Raw genomic sequence first — 19,066 nt, 5'->3', positions numbered from 1 at the left:
TAATAGATGGCGATAGAAAACATTGTCGTTAAGGGAGCGAGGTCCCATAATTTAAAAAACATTGATGTGAAAATTCCTCGAGACAAGCTTGTTGTCCTAACGGGCTTATCGGGGTCAGGTAAATCATCCCTTGCGTTTGATACGATTTATGCAGAAGGGCAACGACGATACGTAGAGTCGTTATCTGCATATGCTCGACAGTTTTTAGGGCAAATGGACAAGCCAGATGTTGATGCGATTGAAGGTTTGTCACCTGCAATTTCAATTGACCAAAAAACAACAAGTCGTAATCCACGTTCTACAGTCGGTACAGTGACAGAAATATATGATTATCTTCGGCTTTTATATGCCAGAATCGGACGCCCTGTTTGTCCAAAACACGGGGTTGAAATTTCATCACAAACCGTTCAACAAATGGTCGACCGGATATTAGAATATCCAGAACGTACAAAAATGCAAATTTTAGCTCCTGTCATATCGGGCCGTAAAGGTGAACATGTGAAGGTTCTCGAAGATTTAAAAAAGCAAGGGTTTGTTCGTATCCGTGTTGATGGTGAAATTCGGGAAGTAGCCGAAGAGATTTCTCTTGATAAAAATAAAAAGCATAATATTGAAGTAGTTGTTGACCGAGTTGTCATTAAAGAAGGAGTTCAAACACGCATTACCGATTCATTAGAAACGGCACTTTCTTTATCTGATGGCCGTGTCATCGTTGATGTTATAGGTGAAGAAGAGCTTTTGTTTAGCCAGCATCATGCTTGTGCACAATGTGGCTTTTCGATTCCTGAGCTTGAACCACGGATGTTTTCATTTAATAGCCCATTTGGTGCATGTCCAACTTGTGATGGTCTCGGTTCAAAATTAGAAGTTGATCTTGATCTTGTTTTGCCAGATCGCTCGAAAACTTTGCGAGAGAATGCGATTGCTCCTTGGGAACCGACAAGTTCTCAATATTACCCACAGCTTTTAGAAGCAGTATGTGAACATTACAGTATTGATATGGATGTCCCAGTTGAACAACTTCCAAACCAGTTACTTGAAAAAGTGTTATTTGGAAGTGGAACAGACCGTATATATTTCCGTTATGAAAATGAGTTTGGACAAATTCGAGAAAACCTCGTTCAGTTTGAGGGTGTCATTCCAAATGTAGCACGACGTTATCATGAAACAAGCTCTGATTATATTCGAGAACAAATGGAAATGTATATGATCCAAAAGGCGTGTCCGACATGTAAAGGGTACCGATTGAAAAAAGAAAGCTTGGCTGTCTTTATCGCCGGAAAGCATCTAGGTGAAGTAACGGCATTTTCCATAAAAGAAGCGCTTCAGTTTTTTGAAGGGTTAGAGCTAACACCAAAAGAAGCCGCGATTGCCCGTATGATATTAAAAGAAATTAATGACCGTCTCGGCTTTTTAATTAATGTCGGTCTTGATTATTTAAACTTAAATCGAGCGGCAGGTACATTGTCTGGAGGAGAAGCGCAACGGATTCGTTTAGCGACTCAAATAGGGTCATCGTTAATGGGGGTTTTGTACATTTTAGATGAACCATCCATTGGTCTTCACCAGCGTGATAATGACAGACTAATTGAGACGTTAAAGCATATGCGCGATATCGGAAATACACTTATCGTTGTCGAGCATGATGAGGATACAATGTTGGCAGCCGATTATATTATCGATATTGGTCCAGGTGCAGGTGTTCATGGGGGGATGATTACCGCTCAAGGAACACCAGAGGAAATTATGAAAAATCCGAATTCATTAACAGGGAAATATTTGTCAGGTGAAAAATTCATTCCTCTTCCAGTGGAACGACGACAATCATCCGATAGGTTTCTTACGATTAAAGGGGCGACCGAAAACAATTTAAAAAATACGTCTGTGTCGATTCCGCTCGGTTTATTTGTTGCGATTACTGGTGTATCAGGGTCGGGTAAAAGTACATTAATCAATGAAATATTATATAAATCACTAGCGCAAAAATTGTACAGAAGTAAAGATAAGCCAGGTGCACACAAGAAGATGGAAGGGATTGAACAGGTCGATAAAGTGATCGATATTGACCAATCTCCAATCGGGCGCACACCGCGCTCTAACCCAGCTACTTATACAGGTGTGTTTGATGATATTCGCGATGTTTTTGCAATGACAAACGAAGCGAAAGTTCGTGGGTATAAAAAGGGACGCTTTAGCTTTAATGTCAAAGGTGGACGTTGTGAAGCATGCCGTGGTGATGGCATTATTAAAATTGAAATGCACTTTTTACCTGATGTGTATGTCCCTTGTGAGGTATGCCATGGAAAACGATATAATCGAGAAACGTTAGATATTACGTATAAAGGAAAAACAATTGCTGATGTTCTTGCAATGACGGTTGAAGAAGGGTTAGAGTTTTTCGCCAACATTCCAAAAATCCAACGGAAAATTCAAACGTTAGTGGATGTCGGTTTAGGGTATATTACATTAGGCCAGCCTGCAACAACACTTTCAGGTGGAGAAGCACAACGGGTGAAGTTAGCTTCTCAACTTCATAAACGCTCAACTGGAAAAACATTGTATATATTAGATGAGCTACGACAGGGCTTCATGTCGATGATATTGCTCGTTTATTAATCGTGTTGCAACGACTCGTCGAGAATGGGGATACGGTGCTTGTCATTGAACATAATTTAGATGTCATTAAAACCGTCGACCATATTGTTGACTTAGGTCCAGAAGGTGGCGACAAAGGTGGAATGATTGTAGCCGAAGGAACACCGGAAGAAGTCGCGAAAGTGGAAGGTTCGTACACTGGAAAATATTTATCGCCGATATTAGAGCGCGACCAAAGAAGAATGAAAGAAAAAATTCAACAAAAAGAAACAATAAAAGGCTAAATTTTTTGTAACTTTCTTTGTATAACCACGTATACATTAATGATTGATTTAATGTTCCGAAAGGGAGAGAGTGGCATGGATGAAAAAAAATGATTTTAAAAATGGTCGAAGACGGTAAAATCACGGCGGAAGAAGGCGTAAAGTTACTGCAGGCATTGGGAGAAGAAAAATCAGAGCCACAGCCACAACAAGATGAGCCAAAGATGACAAAAGGAGAATTATCAACGAGAGTAGATTGGGATAGTGATGAATTTCATAAGCAAAAAACATCGTATCGTCAATCGTCAGGAACGAGTTTGTTTACGAGTTTTATTGAAAGTGCCATTCAAAAAATTAAAGACTTTGACTTGGACTTTAATTTTGGTACGTACGTTGAAGTAAGCCACATTTTTCACCATAAAAGCTTACAAGCACATTCACTAGACTTTTCTGTAGAAAATGGTTCGATTACGATTGTTCCATGGGAAGAAAATGATGTTCGAATTGAATGTCAGGCAAAAGTGTATAAAGCCCTCGATACAGAGGAAGCAAGAACGATATTGTTGCGTGAAGCTGTTTTTGATCCAGAAGGTTCAACACTTCGTTTTTATACGAAAGTAAAAAATATAAAACTACAAGCGACATGTTATGTCCCGAAAAAACAATATGAAACGTTTAAGTTATACTCCTTTAATGGTCACTTAAAAGTGACTGATACAAAAGCCACTTCGGTTGAAACAAAAGTAGTGAATGGAAGCATTAAACTCTCTAACACAAAGTGTGAACGGTTGTTTGCGGAAACAGTAAGTGGCCCGATTGATATTAAATTTGTATCAGCAGATAAAGCCGAAGTGAAAACAGTCAATGGTGGAATTGATGTTGATGGAACGGTAACAGATATCGATATTGAAACGGTCAACGGGGCAGTGTTTTATAACCTCGATAAAGTAGAAAAAGCATGTTATGTCGAAGCGAAAGCGACTACAGGAACAGTGACAATAATGCTTCCGGAAGAGGCAAGAATCGAGGGGAAGCTAAAAACAAATGTCGGTGGTTTTTCTTGTGATTTAGCTAGACTAGAAATTACCGAAGAAAAGAAAGATTTTGTCCAAAAGACTTTAGGATTTACGTCTAATAAACAACAGCCATTCGGCGTGAAATTATTTGGAGAAACGAATACAGGTTCAATTACGGTGAAACATCGTTAATCGTAACGTAAAGGATTTGATTTCCTATGAGTTGGTTTGTTCATTTACTAGTAAATACCGTTGTGTTAATTGTAGTGGCTGGCTTCTTTGATAATTTTTATTTATCAGGTGTCATGGCAGCGATTATCGCTAGTGTGTTGCTGTCGATATTTAATGCTGTTGTGAGACCACTTCTTATCATCCTTACATTGCCGGTGACGTTTTTAACACTAGGGTTGTTTTTATTTGTGATAAATGCGATTACTCTTTCGTTAACAGCATGGGTAATGGGCGATGCGTTTGTCATCAGTGGATTTGGAATGGCGATACTAGCGGCAGTGATTATTTCCATTTTAAATGCGCTCATTCAAAAAATAATCGTCGAGCCGATGGTGAAACGATAACCTAGGACGTATGTATACATGACCCTACAAGTGGAAAGCTGACTTGTGGGGTTTTTGTATTAACATATAAGGTAGTTTGTAAATTATGGTATAACAATGAAGCTTTGAAAGCTTTCTAGAAAAGAAGCTCCCGGGTTTTTCTTTAATGGAGTGCGTTTGAATTGTGTGTTATAGGGTTCTATTGGACAAAACGAGTAGAGAATCGGAGAGAAGTGTCTAATAGAAAGGAAAAGATGCCTTTTGTTGTAGTAAAAGATTTTGATTTAATGGACGGTGGGGAACTGATGACACCACCAATGTGTTCTGTGAAACTTGTGGAAGATAAATCTATTTTGAGTATGATAAAGGGGGACATGGAGTAGTGCATGCTTTCAGATTTGCAGGAAACAAATAAGGACTGAGTGAGGTGGGTTTCCTCACTCGTTTTTTTGTTAAAAGATAAGAGAGTATAAAAATTTTGGTATAGCAGTGAAGCTTTGAAAGCTATTTCAAGAAGAGCGAAGGCTGCGCACCTGCGCGTTTCACCCCAAGAAGAGCACTTGGGGTTCACTGTTAAAAGCGGGCAGGGATACGCACTTCGCCTGAAAGAAAAGACGCTCAGCGTTTTTCTTAATTATTGATTATAGGTGGAATTTGTTATAATGAGTTCGAATGAAGATTCGTTTTTTCTTTTAATGGACAAACAGGTATAATAAAACATACGAATGAATGGAGGTTTATTCAATGGCAAAAGTAACAGCAAATGAATTAATAGAAAAGTTCAACTTAGAATTAATTAGCGGAGAAGAAGGAGTATACCGTCCGATTACAACAAGTGATATATCACGTCCAGGAATAGAAATGGCAGGTTTTTTTACGTATTACCCTGCAAAGCGATTGCAGCTTCTTGGTCGAACAGAATTAACATTTTTTGAACAGCTAAATACTCATGAAAAATTAGACCGCATGAAAAATTTATGTACATATGATACGCCAGGTATTATTATTTCACGTGGGTTAGAAGTGCCGAAAGAATTAGTGGAAGCGTCTGAAGAAAATGGTGTTCCGATTTTACGATCACCTGCATCGACAACACGTCTCAGCTCGCAGTTGACAAACTTTTTGGAAAGTCAGCTTGCCCCAATGACAGCAGTTCATGGTGTTCTCGTTGATATTTACGGAATTGGTGTTTTAATTACAGGGTCAAGTGGAGTTGGGAAAAGTGAAACCGCACTAGACTTAGTTCGTCGTGGACATCGTTTAGTGGCCGATGATTCTGTTGAAATTCGTCAAGAACATGAAGATACGTTAATTGGTCGCTCACCTGAACTCATCCAACATTTACTAGAAATTCGTGGGTTAGGGATTATTAATGTCATGACCTTATTTGGTGCAGGTTCAATTCGTCCATTTAAACGTATTGTTCTTGTGATCAATCTAGAGCTATGGGACCAAACAAAAGCATATGATCGACTAGGGTTAGAAGAAGAAACGATGAAAATTATTGATGTAGATGTTCCGAAAATAACGGTTCCTGTTCGACCTGGGCGGAACTTAGCTGTTATTATTGAAGTGGCGGCGATGAATTTCCGTTTGAAACGTTTAGGGATGAATGCAGCGCAGCAATTTTCTGACCGCCTAACAGATGTCATTGAAGATGTAGATAGAGAATTTTAATTCAATAGGAGAGGTGAAAGAGGATGGAGGAAACGATTCAACCGCTGAATCGACTTGTGTTTGAATTTGGATTTATTCGTGTGTATTGGTACGGTCTACTTATTGGGTTAGGTGTATTACTCGGTTATATTGTAGCGACAAGAGAAACAGTGAAACGAGGGTTACCTAAAGATACGTTTGCTGATTTATTGCTTTATGCACTTCCAATCGCGATTCTTTCAGCACGACTTTATTATGTTATTTTTCGTTGGGAGCAATTTGCTGATAATCCAATTCGTATGTTTTACATATGGGAAGGTGGGTTAGCGATACATGGTGGCTTAATTGGTGGGGTTGCCACGGTCATTGTATTTTGCAGGAAACGTAATGTATCAGCGTGGAAAATTCTTGATATTACCGCACCGAGTTTATTAATCGGGCAAGCGATTGGCCGCTGGGGCAATTTTATGAACCAAGAAGTCTACGGTGGTCCAGTGACTAGAGAGTTTTTAGAAGGGCTCATGTTACCGGAGTTTATTGTCAATCAAATGTATATCAACGGGCAATATTATCACCCGACGTTCTTATATGAATCATTGTGGAATTTACTCGGACTAGCAATTTTACTTTATTTAAGAAGAGTGAATTTGAAACAAGGGGAAATTTTCTTCAGTTATTTAATATGGTATTCTATTGGGAGATTCATTATTGAAGAAATGCGTCTCGATAATTTATTAGTGTTTGGTTTAAAAACAGCTCAAATTATGTCTATCCTATTAATTATCGGTGCGATCGTGCTTTGGGTGTACCGACGAAAACAAGGGGATGCGATTCCACGGTATTTAGATGAAGAGCCACAAGTGAATCCTCCAAAACAAACAGGAGCAACAAAAAAGAAAAAGAAAAAGAAACGGTAACGCAAGTGGAGAGGAGTCACATCATGGGAATGTTAAAACGAGGGTTAGTCGTAGGGCTACAGACGACATGGACCTTAGGAAAAATCATTTTCCCAATTACGCTCATCATTACAATTTTAGGATATACCCCTGTGCTTAGTTGGGTTGCAAATTTGTTAACTCCGATTATGGGATGGATTGGTTTGCCTGGTGAGGCAGCCATTCCCCTTGTTTTAGGAAATGTGTTGAATTTATATGCAGCCATTGGTGCAATTTTGACAATGGACTTAACGGTGAAAGAAGTGTTTATCCTCGCAGTGATGCTATCCTTTTCCCATAATTTATTTGTGGAATCTGCCGTGGCAGCAAAGGTTGGAATCAGGATGTCTGTCGTTCTCCTTGTGCGTCTTGGCCTTGCTTTTTTCTCAGCACTTATGATTCATTGGTTTTGGCAAGGAGGAACAGAGCTGGCTCAGTATGGCTTTGTTCCTTCTGCGTCAGCAGAGGAGATTACGGGCTGGGCTGCAATTGCATGGCAAGGGGTTCAAAGTGCGACGATAGGGATTTTGCAATTAGCGGCTATCGTAATTCCGTTAATGATATTTGTGCAAATTATGAAAGAGTTACAATGGTTAAAAGTTTTTTCAAAGTGGATGGCCCCTTTTACGAAAATGTTGGGCATTAAAGAAAACACATCAACAACATTAGCATCAGGACTTATGTTTGGCTTAGCTTTTGGGGCTGGTGTGATGATTCAGGCCGCAAAAGAAGATGGGGTTAGTAAGAAAGATTTGTATTTAGTTTTTATTTTCCTTGTTGCCTGTCATGCAGTCATAGAGGATACATTGATTTTTATTCCGCTCGGGATTCCTGTTTGGCCATTATTGCTCGTTCGATTAGTCACTGCTATTTTGTTAACAATGCTAGTCGCAGCGATTTGGAATCGAGTAGAAAAAAAAGCTCGAATGGATGGAAAGGAAGCAACCTATGAAAATTGATACGGTTTTGTTTGATTTAGATGGAACTCTAATTAATACGAATGAATTGATTATTGCTTCGTTTTTACATACGCTAGAACATTATCGACCTGGTGAGTATACAAGAGAAGCGATACTTGAGTTTATCGGACCACCGTTAGTAGATAGCTTTAAAACGGTTGATCCTGATTTAGTCGATGAGATGATTGAACGATATCGAACATTTAATCATGAAAAACATGATGAGTTAGTAGAAGAGTATGAAGGTGTAAAAGAAACCGTTCAACAACTTCATCAAGCAGGGATAAAACTAGCAATTGTAACGACGAAAATTAGGAAAACGGCGATGATGGGTCTTCAATTAACAGGCTTAGATCAATATTTTGACGTCATCATTTCACTAGATGAAGTGGACCGAGTGAAACCTGACCCGCAACCGCTGCAACTCGCTATGGATGCATTGGGGTCAAAACCAGACACGACGATTATGGTGGGAGATAACCATCATGATATTAATGGTGGTAAAAATGCGGGCACAAAAACAGCGGGTGTGGCGTGGGCAATTAAAGGAGAAGAGTTTATCCGTTCTTATGAGCCAGACTATGTGTTGCAGAAAATGAATGAGCTTCTTGAGATTGTTGGAGTTGAATCGAATTGAGAAAAACGACCCGTTATCCAGTTCATGAAGCAAACTCTCTTTGGCAAATTTATAAGACCGTTCCTTTTTGGAAAGTCGTTAAAAATTTCATTGTCATCCAACTATCAAGATACACGCCGTTTATTCCTGTGAAAAATTGGTTGTATCGGACGTTTTTACGAATGAAAGTTGGGGACCAAACGGCTGTCGCCTTAATGGTGATGATGGACATTATGTTTCCGGAGAAAATATCGATTGGCAAAAACTCGATCATAGGATACAACACGACGATTTTAGCTCATGAATATTTAATCGGTGAATATCGCTTAGGAGATGTTGTCATAGGTGATGAAGTGATGATTGGGGCGAATTCCACGATTTTGCCAGGAGTGACGATTGGGGATGGTGCGATCGTGTCAGCGGCGACACTTGTTCACCAAGATGTTCCACCAGGGGCGTTTGTCGGTGGGAATCCGATGAAAGTCATTTATACGAAAGAACAAATGCTAGAACGAAAACGGGAAGAAATCTTTTGATTGTAGAAATGGCGAGACCGTAACGGACGTATAATCCGTTATTTTGTGAAAATTGCATCATTTCGGAGGTTGCTCGGACACCAGTTCCGTTACTTACTCGAAAACGATGTTTAAACAAAGGGGAACTAAGGAAATAGCGGAACAGATGTCCGAACAGTCCGTGAAAGCACGGTAAAAATGACAAATAACGGAACAGATGTCCGTTACGAACGAAGTCCAATTCATGTTTGAATTGGACTTCATTTTTTTTAGGCTTACGCTTGCTGTGATCGTCAAATATAGGATTTTCTTTTGCGTGTTGGAAAAAATAGAATTAATCATGTTTTTCATTGACTGATAATTTAATCAAATGTTACACTATCAATAATTAGTCTTTATCTCATTAGCGAACTAAAGCATGGAGCGTGAAAAAATGACAAAGCCGTTTATGTTTGAAAAGCCATTAGGTATGCGTGATATATTGCCAACGTTGTTTGATACGAAAGAGCGGATGGCGCATGAAATGAAAGAAGAATTCACAAGCTGGGGGTACCGTTCGATTCAAACGCCAACATTAGAATATTACGAAACCGTTGGGGTGGAATCAGCGATATTGGACCAACAGCTTTTTAAATTATTAGATCAACAAGGAAGAACACTTGTATTACGTCCGGATATGACAGCACCGATTGCGAGACTTGCAGCATCTAGTTTGAAAAATGAAGCCTATCCGCTTCGCTTATCCTATCATTCTACTTTGTTTCGAGCACAACAGCATGAAGGTGGGAAACCTGCAGAGTTTGAACAGTTAGGGGTAGAACTTGTAGGTGATGGAACGTCAAGTGCTGATGGAGAAGTGATTGCACTTATGATTGCCGCTTTACAAAAAGCGGGGTTAGATTCGTTTCAAGTGGCAATCGGTCATATTGGTTATGTCAATGCGTTGCTACTTGATGTCGTTGGAAACGAAGAGCGTGCAAATCGATTACGTCGATATTTATATGAAAAAAATTATGTAGGCTATCGTCAGCATGTAAAAAGCTTAAATTTATCTTCCATAGATAAGGACCGGTTATTGACGTTACTGCAATTACGTGGCGGACGAGAAAACCTTGCAACAGCAAAAGATTTAGTGCAAACAGAACAAGGTCAAAAAGCATTAAAAGAGCTTGTCGAATTGTTTGAAGTTCTTGACCATTACGGAGTCGCACAATACGTGAAGCTCGATTTAAATCTTGTGATGCATATGAGTTATTACACTGGCGTTGTGTTTGAAGGATATGGTGACCGACTAGGGACACCACTTTGTAGTGGTGGTCGTTATGATGAATTACTTGAGAAGTTCGACCGTCCTGCTCAAGCAACAGGATTCGGTATCCGGCTTGATTTGCTAGTTGAAGCAATAGGAGCTTCAAACTCACCAAAGAAACAAACATGTATTATTTTTAGTACGGAACGAAGAAAAGAAGCTATCCAACTAGCTCAAGAAAAAAGAGCGGAAGGAAAAGCAGTTATCCTTCAAGATTTATCAGGTGTGAGAAATGTAGATATTTTAAGTGAACAATTCGAAGATGTCATTTATTTTATCGGGAAAGCGAAGCAAGGAGGCCAAGGAAATGAATGAGTTATTAACGGTAGCAATGCCAAAAGGACGGATTTTTGAAGAAGCTGCTGAATTGCTTCGGAAAGCAGGATATGGGTTACCGCAAGAATTTGATGATTCAAGAAAATTAATCGTCGATGCTCCTGAAGCGGGCATGCGTTTTATTTTAGCGAAACCGATGGATGTTCCAACGTATGTCGAACATGGTGTTGCAGATGTCGGTGTTGCTGGAAAAGATACGATGATTGAAGAAGAACGGGATGTATATGAAGTATTAGATTTAAAAATTAGTGAATGTTATTTAGCGGTAGCGGGATTGCCTGGGTATGTGGAAAAAGGTATCGCTCCAAAAGTAGCATCAAAATATCCGAACCTTGCAACACAATATTTTAAAGAACAAGGCGAGCAAGTTGAAGTGATTAAATTAAATGGTTCTATTGAACTTGCTCCTTTAGTCGGTTTAGCGGATCGAATTGTTGATATCGTATCAACCGGACGAACGTTAAAAGAAAATGGCCTTGTTGAATTAGAAACGATTGTCCCAATTACATCGAGATTAATTGTTAACCCTGTTAGTTATCGTGTGAAAGATAAATTAATTGATGAGCTTGTGGAACGGTTAGCGAAAGTCATTGAGGAGGATGAGCAATGAAAATCATTAAGGTGACGGAAAATGTATCATTAAAAAGAACGATTGATACAGGAACAGAGAAACAACGTAAAGCGGTGGAAGCCATTATCGAACAAGTGCGACAAGATGGTGATCAAGCCGTTGCTCAGTTGACGGAAACATTTGACCGTGTTTCGTTATCCTCTTTTGTTGTCACACAAGCTGAAATTGATGCAGCATATGAACAAATCAATGAAAACGTGTTAGAAGCGATTCGAGAAGCGATTGAAAACATTCGTGATTTCCATATGAGGCAGAAACGTCAATCATGGATGACGACAAAAGAAGATGGAACGATTCTTGGCCAACAAATTACGCCGCTTGATTCTGTAGGTGTGTATGTGCCAGGTGGAACGGCTGCATACCCGTCATCAATTATGATGAATGTTATCCCCGCACAAGTCGCAGGGGTGAAAAAAGTGGTGATGGTCTCTCCTCCTCAGCAAGATGGATCATGGTCTGCAGGTGTGTTAGTGACAGCCCATGAACTTGGTGTAACAGACATGTTTAAAGTCGGTGGTGCTCAAGCGGTTGCGGCTTTAGCTTACGGGACAGAGACGATTCCTCAAGTAGATAAAATAGTAGGTCCAGGTAATATATATGTCGCGTTAGCAAAGCGTGCCGTGTTTGGAGAAGTGGCCATTGATATGATAGCTGGGCCGAGTGAAATTGTCGTTTTAGCAGATGACGGGGCAAATCCCGCGTTTATTGCTGCGGATTTGCTTTCTCAAGCAGAACATGATCCATTATCTTCATCTGTTCTTGTTACCCCATCAAACGAGGTTGCAGAAAACGTAAAAATTGAAGTGGAAAAGCAATTACAAAAGCTTCCACGTAAAGAAATAGCACAAAAATCGATTGAAGATTACGGGGCGATTTATGTGACAGCGTCTATGGCTGAGGCTGTTGATGTCGTTAACAAATTAGCTCCTGAACATTTAGAAGTGTTAGTTGAAGAACCAATGTTATACTTAGGCCAAATTCGTCATGCTGGAGCAATTTTTCTCGGGCCGTATAGCGCCGAAACGGTTGGCGATTATTTTGCAGGGCCAAACCATGTTCTTCCGACAAATGGAACAGCGCGGTTTTCTAGTCCGTTAAATGTCGATGATTTTACGAAAAAATCAAGTATTATTTCATATAGTAAGCAAGCGTTTTTAGCGAATGCCGATAAAATTACTACATTGGCACGGTTAGAAGGACTTGAAGCACATGCAAGAGCGATAGATATTCGATTGGAGGATAAATGATGACAGAGCGGCGTGCGAGTATTGAACGAAATACGAATGAAACAAAAATTAAATTAGATTTTGCTGTTGATGGAGAAGGTGTTTCAAACTTAGAAACAGGAGTTCCGTTTTTAACGCATATGCTTGATTTATTTACAAAACATGGACATTTTAATTTAACGATTGAAGCAAATGGAGATACAGAAGTTGATGATCATCATACGACAGAAGATATTGGAATTTGTTTAGGTCATGTTCTGAAAGAAGCACTTGGTGATAAAAAAGGAATTAAACGTTATGGTTCCGCGTTTGTTCCGATGGATGAAACACTTGCTCAAGTTGTTGTTGATTTAAGCAATCGTCCTCATTTAGAATTTCGAGCGCAGTTTCCGAGCCAAAAAGTAGGAACGTTTGATACAGAACTTGTGCATGAGTTTTTATGGAAGCTTGCGATTGAAGCGAGAATGAACTTACACGTTATCGTTCATTACGGCCACAATACACATCATATGATTGAAGCGATTTTCAAAGCGCTAGCTCGTGCATTAGATGAAGCTACACAAATTGATGCGCGTGTTAAAGGGATTCCATCTACGAAAGGGATGTTATAGATGATCGGCATTATTGATTACGGAATGGGTAATCTTCATAGTGTCAGTAAGGCACTAGAACGCTTGAATGTCTCATATTTTGTTTCAGAAAAAGTCGATGAACTCAAAAAAGCGGACGGCTTAATCTTACCTGGCGTCGGTTCATTTAAAGATGCGATGGCGATTTTACAACAAGACGGCTTAGCTGATTTTATCGTACAATGGGCAACGTCAGGAAAACCATTACTTGGCATTTGTTTAGGCATGCAATTGTTGTTTGAAGAAAGTGAAGAAAATGGTGTAACGAAGGGCTTGCGATTATTACCTGGGTCTGTTCGTCGTTTTTCTGGTGTAACTGAAGAAGGTGATTCATATAAAGTTCCGCATATGGGTTGGAATCAATTAGACTTTCAACAGCCGAACCACCCGTTATTAGATGAAGTAGAGCAAGGACACGTGTATTTTGTCCATTCGTATGCGGTACAAACCTCTGATGTCGATGTGCTAATTGCAAGTAGTTCCTATCATCAAATCGTACCTGCAGTTGTTGGACGTGGACATGTAATGGGCACTCAGTTTCACCCAGAAAAAAGCAGTGTCATTGGAATGAAAATGCTTGAAAATTGGACAGCAATTGTAGAAGGAAGGAAGAATGCCGGTGAGTACGTTTCAAATATATCCAGCCATTGATATGCGAGGTGGCAAATGTGTCCGTTTAGTTCAAGGCGACTATAACCAAGAAACGGTTTATGGAGATTCTCCGTTTGATATGGCAAAGCAATTTGCAGATGGTGGAGCAACATGGATTCACATGGTTGATTTAGATGGAGCAAAAGAAAAGAAAAGAGTAAACCACGAATATGTTATTAAAGCGGCAAAAGAGCTTGATGCGTATATTCAAATTGGTGGTGGGATCCGGACAGAAGAAGATGTTATGTTTTATTTAAATCAAGGTGTTGATCGTGTGATATTAGGCAGTATAGCGGTCAATCAGCCTGAATTTACAAAAAAGTTACTAGCCAGGTACGGAAATAAAATCGCGATTGGCCTTGATGCGAGAGACGGTTATGTCGCAACAAATGGCTGGTTAGAAACTTCAAAAGTAAAAGCGGTTAAATTAGGTAAAGAGCTAGCGAAATATGGGGCTGAAACGTTTATTTTTACAGATATTTCAAGAGATGGTATGTTATCTGGACCAAATGTTGCCGCGTGTGCTGAGTTAGCTGAAGCGACGGGGAAAGCGGTAATTGCCTCTGGGGGCGTTAGTCAAATTCAAGATTTAGTTGATTTACGCCAAGAAGCTTCTAAAGGGGTAGCTGGTGCAATTATCGGAAAAGCACTGTATACGAATCAATTTACTCTTACTCAAGCATTACAGGAGGAGAGAAAAGATGCTAACTAAGCGGATTATTCCTTGTTTGGATGTGAAAGATGGTCGTGTCGTGAAAGGTGTTCAGTTTGTTGATTTAAAAGATGCGGGAGACCCTGTTGAATTAGCGGCGTTTTATGATGAGCAAGGCGCAGATGAACTTGTTTTTTTAGATATTTCTGCTTCCCATGAAGGACGAGAAACAATGGTGGAAGTTGTTGAAGAAGTTGCGGGTACTTTAGCGATTCCATTCACAGTTGGTGGTGGAATTAATTCGTTAGCCGATATGAAACGAGTATTGCGGGCTGGTGCAGATAAAGTATCTTTAAATACATCTGCCGTGTTACGACCTGAGCTCATTACCGAAGGGGCTGATTATTTTGGTTCACAATGTATTGTTGTTGCGATCGATGCTAAATATGATGACGAGCTTGGGTCTTGGCGAATATGGACACACGGTGGCAGAAATGCAACAGAGTGGGAAGCTGTTGCATGGGCAAAAGAAGCGGTGAAACGTGGAGCGGGAGAAATTCTTTTGACGAGTATGGACTGTGATGGTGAAAAAGCGGGTTTTGATGTGAGCTTAACAAAAGCGATTAATGATGCGGTTACGGTACCCGTAATTGCTTCAGGTGGGGCTGGTTGCAAAGATGACTTTTATGAAATCTTTGAACAATCCGGTTGTGATGCAGCTTTAGCCGCTTCGATTTTCCATTATAAAGAAACATCTGTTCAAGAAGTGAAGGTGGCATTGAAAGAGAAAGGGGTGGAGATTCGATGAATATTGATATGATTTCATTTGATGAGAAAGGTCTTGTACCTGCGATCGTACAAGACGTTCAAAGTAAGGAAGTATTAACACTAGCTTATATGAATAAAGAATCTCTACAAAAAACATTGGAAACAAAGGAAACGTGGTTTTGGAGTCGTTCACGTCAAGAATTATGGCATAAAGGTGCAACATCAGGTAATACGCAAACGATCGTTGATGTCAAATACGATTGTGATGCTGATTCTATCGTTGTCCTTGTAGAACCAAAAGGACCTGCTTGTCATACAGGGGCATATAGTTGTTTTTCAGAGTCATTAATTCAATCTGTTGATAAAAGTGGAGATGGGGACCGTTTTGCGATTATTAATGAGCTTGAGGCACTAATTGCGAAACGAGAAGCAGAGCGACCAGAAGGGTCCTATACGACTTATTTGTTTACAGAAGGTGTTGACAAAATTTTAAAGAAAGTCGGCGAAGAAGCGAGTGAAGTGATCATAGCTTCAAAAAATCGTGATCAAGAAGAATTAAAGTGGGAAGTTGCGGATTTGCTATTCCATTTGCTTGTTTTGTTACGCGAACAAAATTTGCCATTAGATGAAGTGTTACATGTATTAAAAGAAAGACGCTAAAAGAAATCCCCCGCTATGAAGGAAAATCATAGCGGGGTTTTACAGGTTATGCTACACTTAATACTTCTGATACTGTCCTAAGCTCTATGCTCGTAAAGGGGGAAATCAACAGAAATGAAAGTTAGCGATCATGAGGAGACAACAAAAAAACGAGGAACAGTGATCCCGTTTCGGCAAACTGGTGATTACTTTTTTGATAAGGGAATTAAAGCGTATCGAAAAAACAATATGAAACGAGCGTTATTTTTTCTTCAAAAAGCAGTAGAAATGAAAGAAAGTGAACCTGCTTTTTATTGCCAGTTAGCCGCTGTTTTAGCAGAGCTTGGGGAGTTTGAACGGTCGAATGAACAACTTTTGTATGTGTTAGAAGAACTTGACCCGACATTAGCAGAATGCTATTTCTTTTTAGCGAATAATTATGCTCATTTAGGGTTCATTGACAAAGCAGAAAAAATGGTTCATGTGTATTTGGAAGAACAACCTGACGGTGACTTTTACGATGATGCGCTTGACTTATTAGAAGTTCTTGAATTTGAACGGGAAGAAAGTGAGTTTTTTACTGAAGTTGATAAAGAAACAATCATTATAAATAAACATGACAAGGCAAGACGATATATGGAAAGTGGAAAATTTTCGGAAGCAATTCAACAATTAGAAGCGATCATTGCTGAGCATCCGAATTTTTGGGCTGCGTATAATCAATTAGCACAAGCATTGTTTTTAAATCATGAAGTGGATAAGGCGATTTCGATTACATTAGAAGTTATTGAAAAAGACAAAGGTAATCTTATGGCTTTATGTAATCTAGCTGATTTTTACCTTGAAATTGGGAATAATGAAGAAGCAAAGAAAATTGTTTCTGCTCTTTGTACCGTAAAACCGATTGATTTAGACCATCGCTTTCGCATAGCAACGGTGTTTTCGAAAGCACAAGAGTTCAAAAAAAGTTATGATTCACTCATAACATTACAAAAACATCATTACCGAGAAAGCATCCCATTTTTAAAATGTTTCGCTGTTGCCGCTTATCATTGTGCTGATTTCAATAAGGCGGAAGCAGCTTGGAATCGAGCTGCATTATTAGGCGATAAAGAAGCAGAAACATTATTAATTCGTTTATTAGAAAAAACATTGGAAGCTAACGATGTTTACTATACGTCATTTATGATGAATATTTGAGCAGAATGGTGGACTTTGTTGTTTTAAATACGGTAAATTTGAAACATAAATCCAAATAGATTGGATAAGGATGAACTAGGAGAGAGGTGTTTGTTGTGAGTGAGGAAAAGATTTATGACGTTGTCATTGCAGGGGCAGGGCCAGCAGGGATGACAGCAGCTGTTTATACTTCGAGAGCAAATTTATCAACATTAATGGTTGAGCGTGGTATTCCAGGTGGACAAATGGCAAATACAGAAGATGTAGAAAATTACCCTGGATTTGATCATATTTTAGGTCCTGATTTATCAAATAAAATGTTTGAACATGCGAAGAAATTTGGCGCAGAATATGCGTATGGTGATATTAAAGAAATTGTTGATGAAGGTGACTATAAAATTGTAAAAGCAGGAAGCAAAGAGTTTAAAGCACGTGCGGTTATTGTATCGACGGGAGCAGAGTATAAAAAGCTTGGTGTACCTGGTGAAAAAGAACTTGGTGGCCGTGGAGTATCATACTGTGCCGTTTGTGATGGAGCCTTCTTTAAAGGAAAAGAGCTTGTCGTCGTTGGTGGCGGAGATTCGGCAGTAGAAGAAGCTGTGTATTTAACAAGATTTGCAACGAAAGTAACCGTTATTCACCGTCGTGATGAACTCCGTGCCCAAAAAATCTTGCAGCAACGAGCTTTCAATAATGAAAAGATTGAGTTTGTCTGGAACCATGTTGTAAAAACAATCAATGATAAAGACGGGAAAGTCGGTAGTGTGACAATTGAAAACACTGAAACGGGAGAAACCAAAGACTTCTCAACAGATGGTGTGTTCATTTATATTGGAATGTTACCATTAAATGAATCCGTTAAACAATTAGGCATTTTAAATGCAGAAGGTTACATTGAAACAAATGAAGAAATGGAAACGAAAGTTCCAGGAATATTTGCGGCTGGTGACGTTCGTGAAAAATCATTACGTCAAATTGTAACAGCTACTGGTGATGGAAGTATTGCGGCTCAAACAGCACAACATTACGTAGAGTCAATTCAAGAAAAAGAAAAAGCGTCAAATTCTTAATGGATATTACGTTAACTTAATAAAACGTAATTCCATTTTAACTCTTTTGTAACAGTCGTGAAACAATAACGGGGTATTATATAGATAAGTAATTGACCCCCTTTTTTATATATTACTTGTTAGCACGGACATTTTGCGTCCGTGCCCTTTTTTTTTACATACAGGAAAATATAAAAAATTCGTATAGCAGTAAAGCTTTTGAAGCTTATTATAGAAGAGCGAAGGCTCCGCACTTCGCTCGAAAAGAAAAGATGATCCAGCGTTTTTCTTTACATACTTGTTACATCCGCACGACTCTCTTTCTTCTTCATCAACGTAATAGTATAATAAAGAAGTATTACAGTGAGGTGAAGACAGTGCAGAGGGTAACGAATTGTATATTAATGGACGGCGACCGAGTTCTTTTGTTACAAAAGCCTCGACGCGGATGGTGGGTTGCCCCAGGTGGAAAAATGGAGCCTGAGGAATCTGTCCTAGAATCAGTAAAACGTGAATATTACGAAGAAACAAGCATAAGGATAAAAAAACCAGAGCTGTTTGGTGTTTTTACGATCATTGTACAAGATGAAAATACCGTTATAGATGAGTGGATGTTGTTTACCTTTAAAGCTACCCAGCATGAAGGCGAATCGATTGTTCACTCTCCGGAAGGCACATTACAATGGTTTTCAAAAGATGATGTGACTGAATTACCGATGGCAGAAGGAGACCGATATGTTTTCCAGCATCTTCTTTATCAATCAACACCGATATATGGAACGTTTTATTATACACAAGAGTATTCTTTACTTTCGTACCGTTTAAATCCAGAACCAACAAAGTAATGAAAAGTTTGTTAGTGAGACATGCTCTTAAATTATAGAGAGG

The 19,066-nt window shown here is 39.3% G+C and carries 19 protein-coding genes and 1 pseudogene; all 20 read left to right on the top strand.

Features of this window, described 5'->3' with window-relative positions:
• Nucleotides 1-6: 6 nt before the first annotated feature.
• A pseudogene (gene uvrA, locus T323_RS26035) lies at nucleotides 7-2,879 on the top strand (excinuclease ABC subunit UvrA).
• An 89-nt stretch (nucleotides 2,880-2,968) separates the two neighbouring features.
• On the top strand, nucleotides 2,969-4,066 hold the full coding sequence (locus T323_RS0105210; RefSeq protein WP_026672322.1) for a DUF4097 family beta strand repeat-containing protein: 1,098 nt from the start codon (nucleotides 2,969-2,971) through the stop codon (nucleotides 4,064-4,066).
• 26 nt (nucleotides 4,067-4,092) lie between these two features.
• The gene (locus T323_RS0105205; RefSeq protein WP_026672321.1) at nucleotides 4,093-4,449 is read left to right on the top strand and encodes a phage holin family protein; all 357 of its coding nucleotides are present in this window, start codon (nucleotides 4,093-4,095) and stop codon (nucleotides 4,447-4,449) included.
• A 233-nt stretch (nucleotides 4,450-4,682) separates the two neighbouring features.
• Nucleotides 4,683-4,811, top strand: a complete 129-nt coding sequence (locus tag T323_RS29525; protein ID WP_281175717.1) for a hypothetical protein — start codon at nucleotides 4,683-4,685, stop codon at nucleotides 4,809-4,811.
• Nucleotides 4,812-5,172: 361 nt separating this feature from the next.
• Nucleotides 5,173-6,105 carry an HPr(Ser) kinase/phosphatase gene (hprK, locus tag T323_RS0105195; RefSeq protein WP_026672319.1) on the top strand — a complete coding sequence of 311 codons (933 nt, stop codon included), beginning with the start codon at nucleotides 5,173-5,175 and terminating at the stop codon, nucleotides 6,103-6,105.
• 23 nt (nucleotides 6,106-6,128) lie between these two features.
• Nucleotides 6,129-7,001 carry a prolipoprotein diacylglyceryl transferase gene (gene lgt / locus T323_RS0105190; protein WP_026672318.1) on the top strand — a complete coding sequence of 291 codons (873 nt, stop codon included), beginning with the start codon at nucleotides 6,129-6,131 and terminating at the stop codon, nucleotides 6,999-7,001.
• 23 nt (nucleotides 7,002-7,024) lie between these two features.
• Complete coding sequence (locus T323_RS0105185) at nucleotides 7,025-7,978, top strand: nucleoside recognition domain-containing protein (RefSeq protein ID WP_026672317.1); 954 nt, start codon at nucleotides 7,025-7,027, stop codon at nucleotides 7,976-7,978.
• Nucleotides 7,968-8,615 (top strand): pyrophosphatase PpaX, encoded by a 648-nt coding sequence (ppaX, locus tag T323_RS0105180; RefSeq protein ID WP_026672316.1) that lies wholly within the window; start codon nucleotides 7,968-7,970, stop codon nucleotides 8,613-8,615. The genes T323_RS0105185 and ppaX overlap by 11 nt, the downstream gene beginning before the upstream one ends.
• Nucleotides 8,612-9,130 carry an acyltransferase gene (locus tag T323_RS0105175; protein WP_026672315.1) on the top strand — a complete coding sequence of 173 codons (519 nt, stop codon included), beginning with the start codon at nucleotides 8,612-8,614 and terminating at the stop codon, nucleotides 9,128-9,130. The genes ppaX and T323_RS0105175 overlap by 4 nt, the downstream gene beginning before the upstream one ends.
• Before the next feature lie 412 nt (nucleotides 9,131-9,542).
• Nucleotides 9,543-10,733 (top strand): ATP phosphoribosyltransferase regulatory subunit, encoded by a 1,191-nt coding sequence (locus tag T323_RS0105170; protein WP_026672314.1) that lies wholly within the window; start codon nucleotides 9,543-9,545, stop codon nucleotides 10,731-10,733.
• Complete coding sequence (gene hisG, locus T323_RS0105165) at nucleotides 10,726-11,364, top strand: ATP phosphoribosyltransferase (RefSeq protein ID WP_026672313.1); 639 nt, start codon at nucleotides 10,726-10,728, stop codon at nucleotides 11,362-11,364. Before T323_RS0105170 ends, hisG begins: the two co-directional genes overlap by 8 nt.
• Nucleotides 11,361-12,632: a histidinol dehydrogenase gene (gene hisD, locus T323_RS0105160; RefSeq protein WP_026672312.1), complete on the top strand. Its 1,272-nt coding sequence runs from the start codon at nucleotides 11,361-11,363 to the stop codon at nucleotides 12,630-12,632. Before hisG ends, hisD begins: the two co-directional genes overlap by 4 nt.
• Nucleotides 12,632-13,222, top strand: coding sequence for an imidazoleglycerol-phosphate dehydratase HisB (gene hisB, locus T323_RS0105155; protein ID WP_026672311.1), 591 nt, complete (start codon nucleotides 12,632-12,634; stop codon nucleotides 13,220-13,222). Before hisD ends, hisB begins: the two co-directional genes overlap by 1 nt.
• Nucleotides 13,223-13,891: an imidazole glycerol phosphate synthase subunit HisH gene (gene hisH, locus T323_RS26030; protein WP_051556383.1), complete on the top strand. Its 669-nt coding sequence runs from the start codon at nucleotides 13,223-13,225 to the stop codon at nucleotides 13,889-13,891.
• Nucleotides 13,860-14,603: a 1-(5-phosphoribosyl)-5-[(5-phosphoribosylamino)methylideneamino]imidazole-4-carboxamide isomerase gene (gene hisA / locus T323_RS0105145; protein WP_026672310.1), complete on the top strand. Its 744-nt coding sequence runs from the start codon at nucleotides 13,860-13,862 to the stop codon at nucleotides 14,601-14,603. Before hisH ends, hisA begins: the two co-directional genes overlap by 32 nt.
• Nucleotides 14,593-15,351, top strand: coding sequence for an imidazole glycerol phosphate synthase subunit HisF (gene hisF, locus T323_RS0105140; RefSeq protein ID WP_026672309.1), 759 nt, complete (start codon nucleotides 14,593-14,595; stop codon nucleotides 15,349-15,351). The genes hisA and hisF overlap by 11 nt, the downstream gene beginning before the upstream one ends.
• The gene (gene hisIE, locus T323_RS0105135; RefSeq protein WP_026672308.1) at nucleotides 15,348-15,971 is read left to right on the top strand and encodes a bifunctional phosphoribosyl-AMP cyclohydrolase/phosphoribosyl-ATP diphosphatase HisIE; all 624 of its coding nucleotides are present in this window, start codon (nucleotides 15,348-15,350) and stop codon (nucleotides 15,969-15,971) included. The genes hisF and hisIE overlap by 4 nt, the downstream gene beginning before the upstream one ends.
• A gap of 114 nt (nucleotides 15,972-16,085) precedes the next feature.
• A complete protein-coding gene (locus T323_RS26025; protein ID WP_051556382.1) occupies nucleotides 16,086-17,150 on the top strand; it encodes a tetratricopeptide repeat protein in 1,065 nt (354 codons plus the stop codon).
• 95 nt (nucleotides 17,151-17,245) lie between these two features.
• A complete protein-coding gene (trxB, locus tag T323_RS0105125; RefSeq protein WP_026672307.1) occupies nucleotides 17,246-18,199 on the top strand; it encodes a thioredoxin-disulfide reductase in 954 nt (317 codons plus the stop codon).
• A 356-nt stretch (nucleotides 18,200-18,555) separates the two neighbouring features.
• Nucleotides 18,556-19,023 carry an NUDIX hydrolase gene (locus T323_RS0105120; protein WP_026672306.1) on the top strand — a complete coding sequence of 156 codons (468 nt, stop codon included), beginning with the start codon at nucleotides 18,556-18,558 and terminating at the stop codon, nucleotides 19,021-19,023.
• Nucleotides 19,024-19,066: the final 43 nt, after the last annotated feature.

The organism is Alkalihalobacillus bogoriensis ATCC BAA-922 (assembly GCF_000621445.1).
GTDB classification, from domain to species: Bacteria; Bacillota; Bacilli; order Bacillales; family Bacillaceae_F; genus Bacillus_AO; species Bacillus_AO bogoriense.
This window is presented reverse-complemented; position numbering and strand designations above follow the sequence as displayed.

Coding starts and splice junctions, on each gene's coding strand:
- T323_RS0105210 (WP_026672322.1), top strand. CDS start 2,969: ATGATTTTAAAAATGGTCGAAGACGGTAAAATCACGGCGGAAGAAGGC.
- T323_RS0105205 (WP_026672321.1), top strand. CDS start 4,093: ATGAGTTGGTTTGTTCATTTACTAGTAAATACCGTTGTGTTAATTGTA.
- T323_RS29525 (WP_281175717.1), top strand. CDS start 4,683: ATGCCTTTTGTTGTAGTAAAAGATTTTGATTTAATGGACGGTGGGGAA.
- hprK (WP_026672319.1), top strand. CDS start 5,173: ATGGCAAAAGTAACAGCAAATGAATTAATAGAAAAGTTCAACTTAGAA.
- lgt (WP_026672318.1), top strand. CDS start 6,129: ATGGAGGAAACGATTCAACCGCTGAATCGACTTGTGTTTGAATTTGGA.
- T323_RS0105185 (WP_026672317.1), top strand. CDS start 7,025: ATGGGAATGTTAAAACGAGGGTTAGTCGTAGGGCTACAGACGACATGG.
- ppaX (WP_026672316.1), top strand. CDS start 7,968: ATGAAAATTGATACGGTTTTGTTTGATTTAGATGGAACTCTAATTAAT.
- T323_RS0105170 (WP_026672314.1), top strand. CDS start 9,543: ATGACAAAGCCGTTTATGTTTGAAAAGCCATTAGGTATGCGTGATATA.
- hisG (WP_026672313.1), top strand. CDS start 10,726: ATGAATGAGTTATTAACGGTAGCAATGCCAAAAGGACGGATTTTTGAA.
- hisD (WP_026672312.1), top strand. CDS start 11,361: ATGAAAATCATTAAGGTGACGGAAAATGTATCATTAAAAAGAACGATT.
- hisB (WP_026672311.1), top strand. CDS start 12,632: ATGACAGAGCGGCGTGCGAGTATTGAACGAAATACGAATGAAACAAAA.
- hisH (WP_051556383.1), top strand. CDS start 13,223: ATGATCGGCATTATTGATTACGGAATGGGTAATCTTCATAGTGTCAGT.
- hisF (WP_026672309.1), top strand. CDS start 14,593: ATGCTAACTAAGCGGATTATTCCTTGTTTGGATGTGAAAGATGGTCGT.
- hisIE (WP_026672308.1), top strand. CDS start 15,348: ATGAATATTGATATGATTTCATTTGATGAGAAAGGTCTTGTACCTGCG.
- T323_RS26025 (WP_051556382.1), top strand. CDS start 16,086: ATGAAAGTTAGCGATCATGAGGAGACAACAAAAAAACGAGGAACAGTG.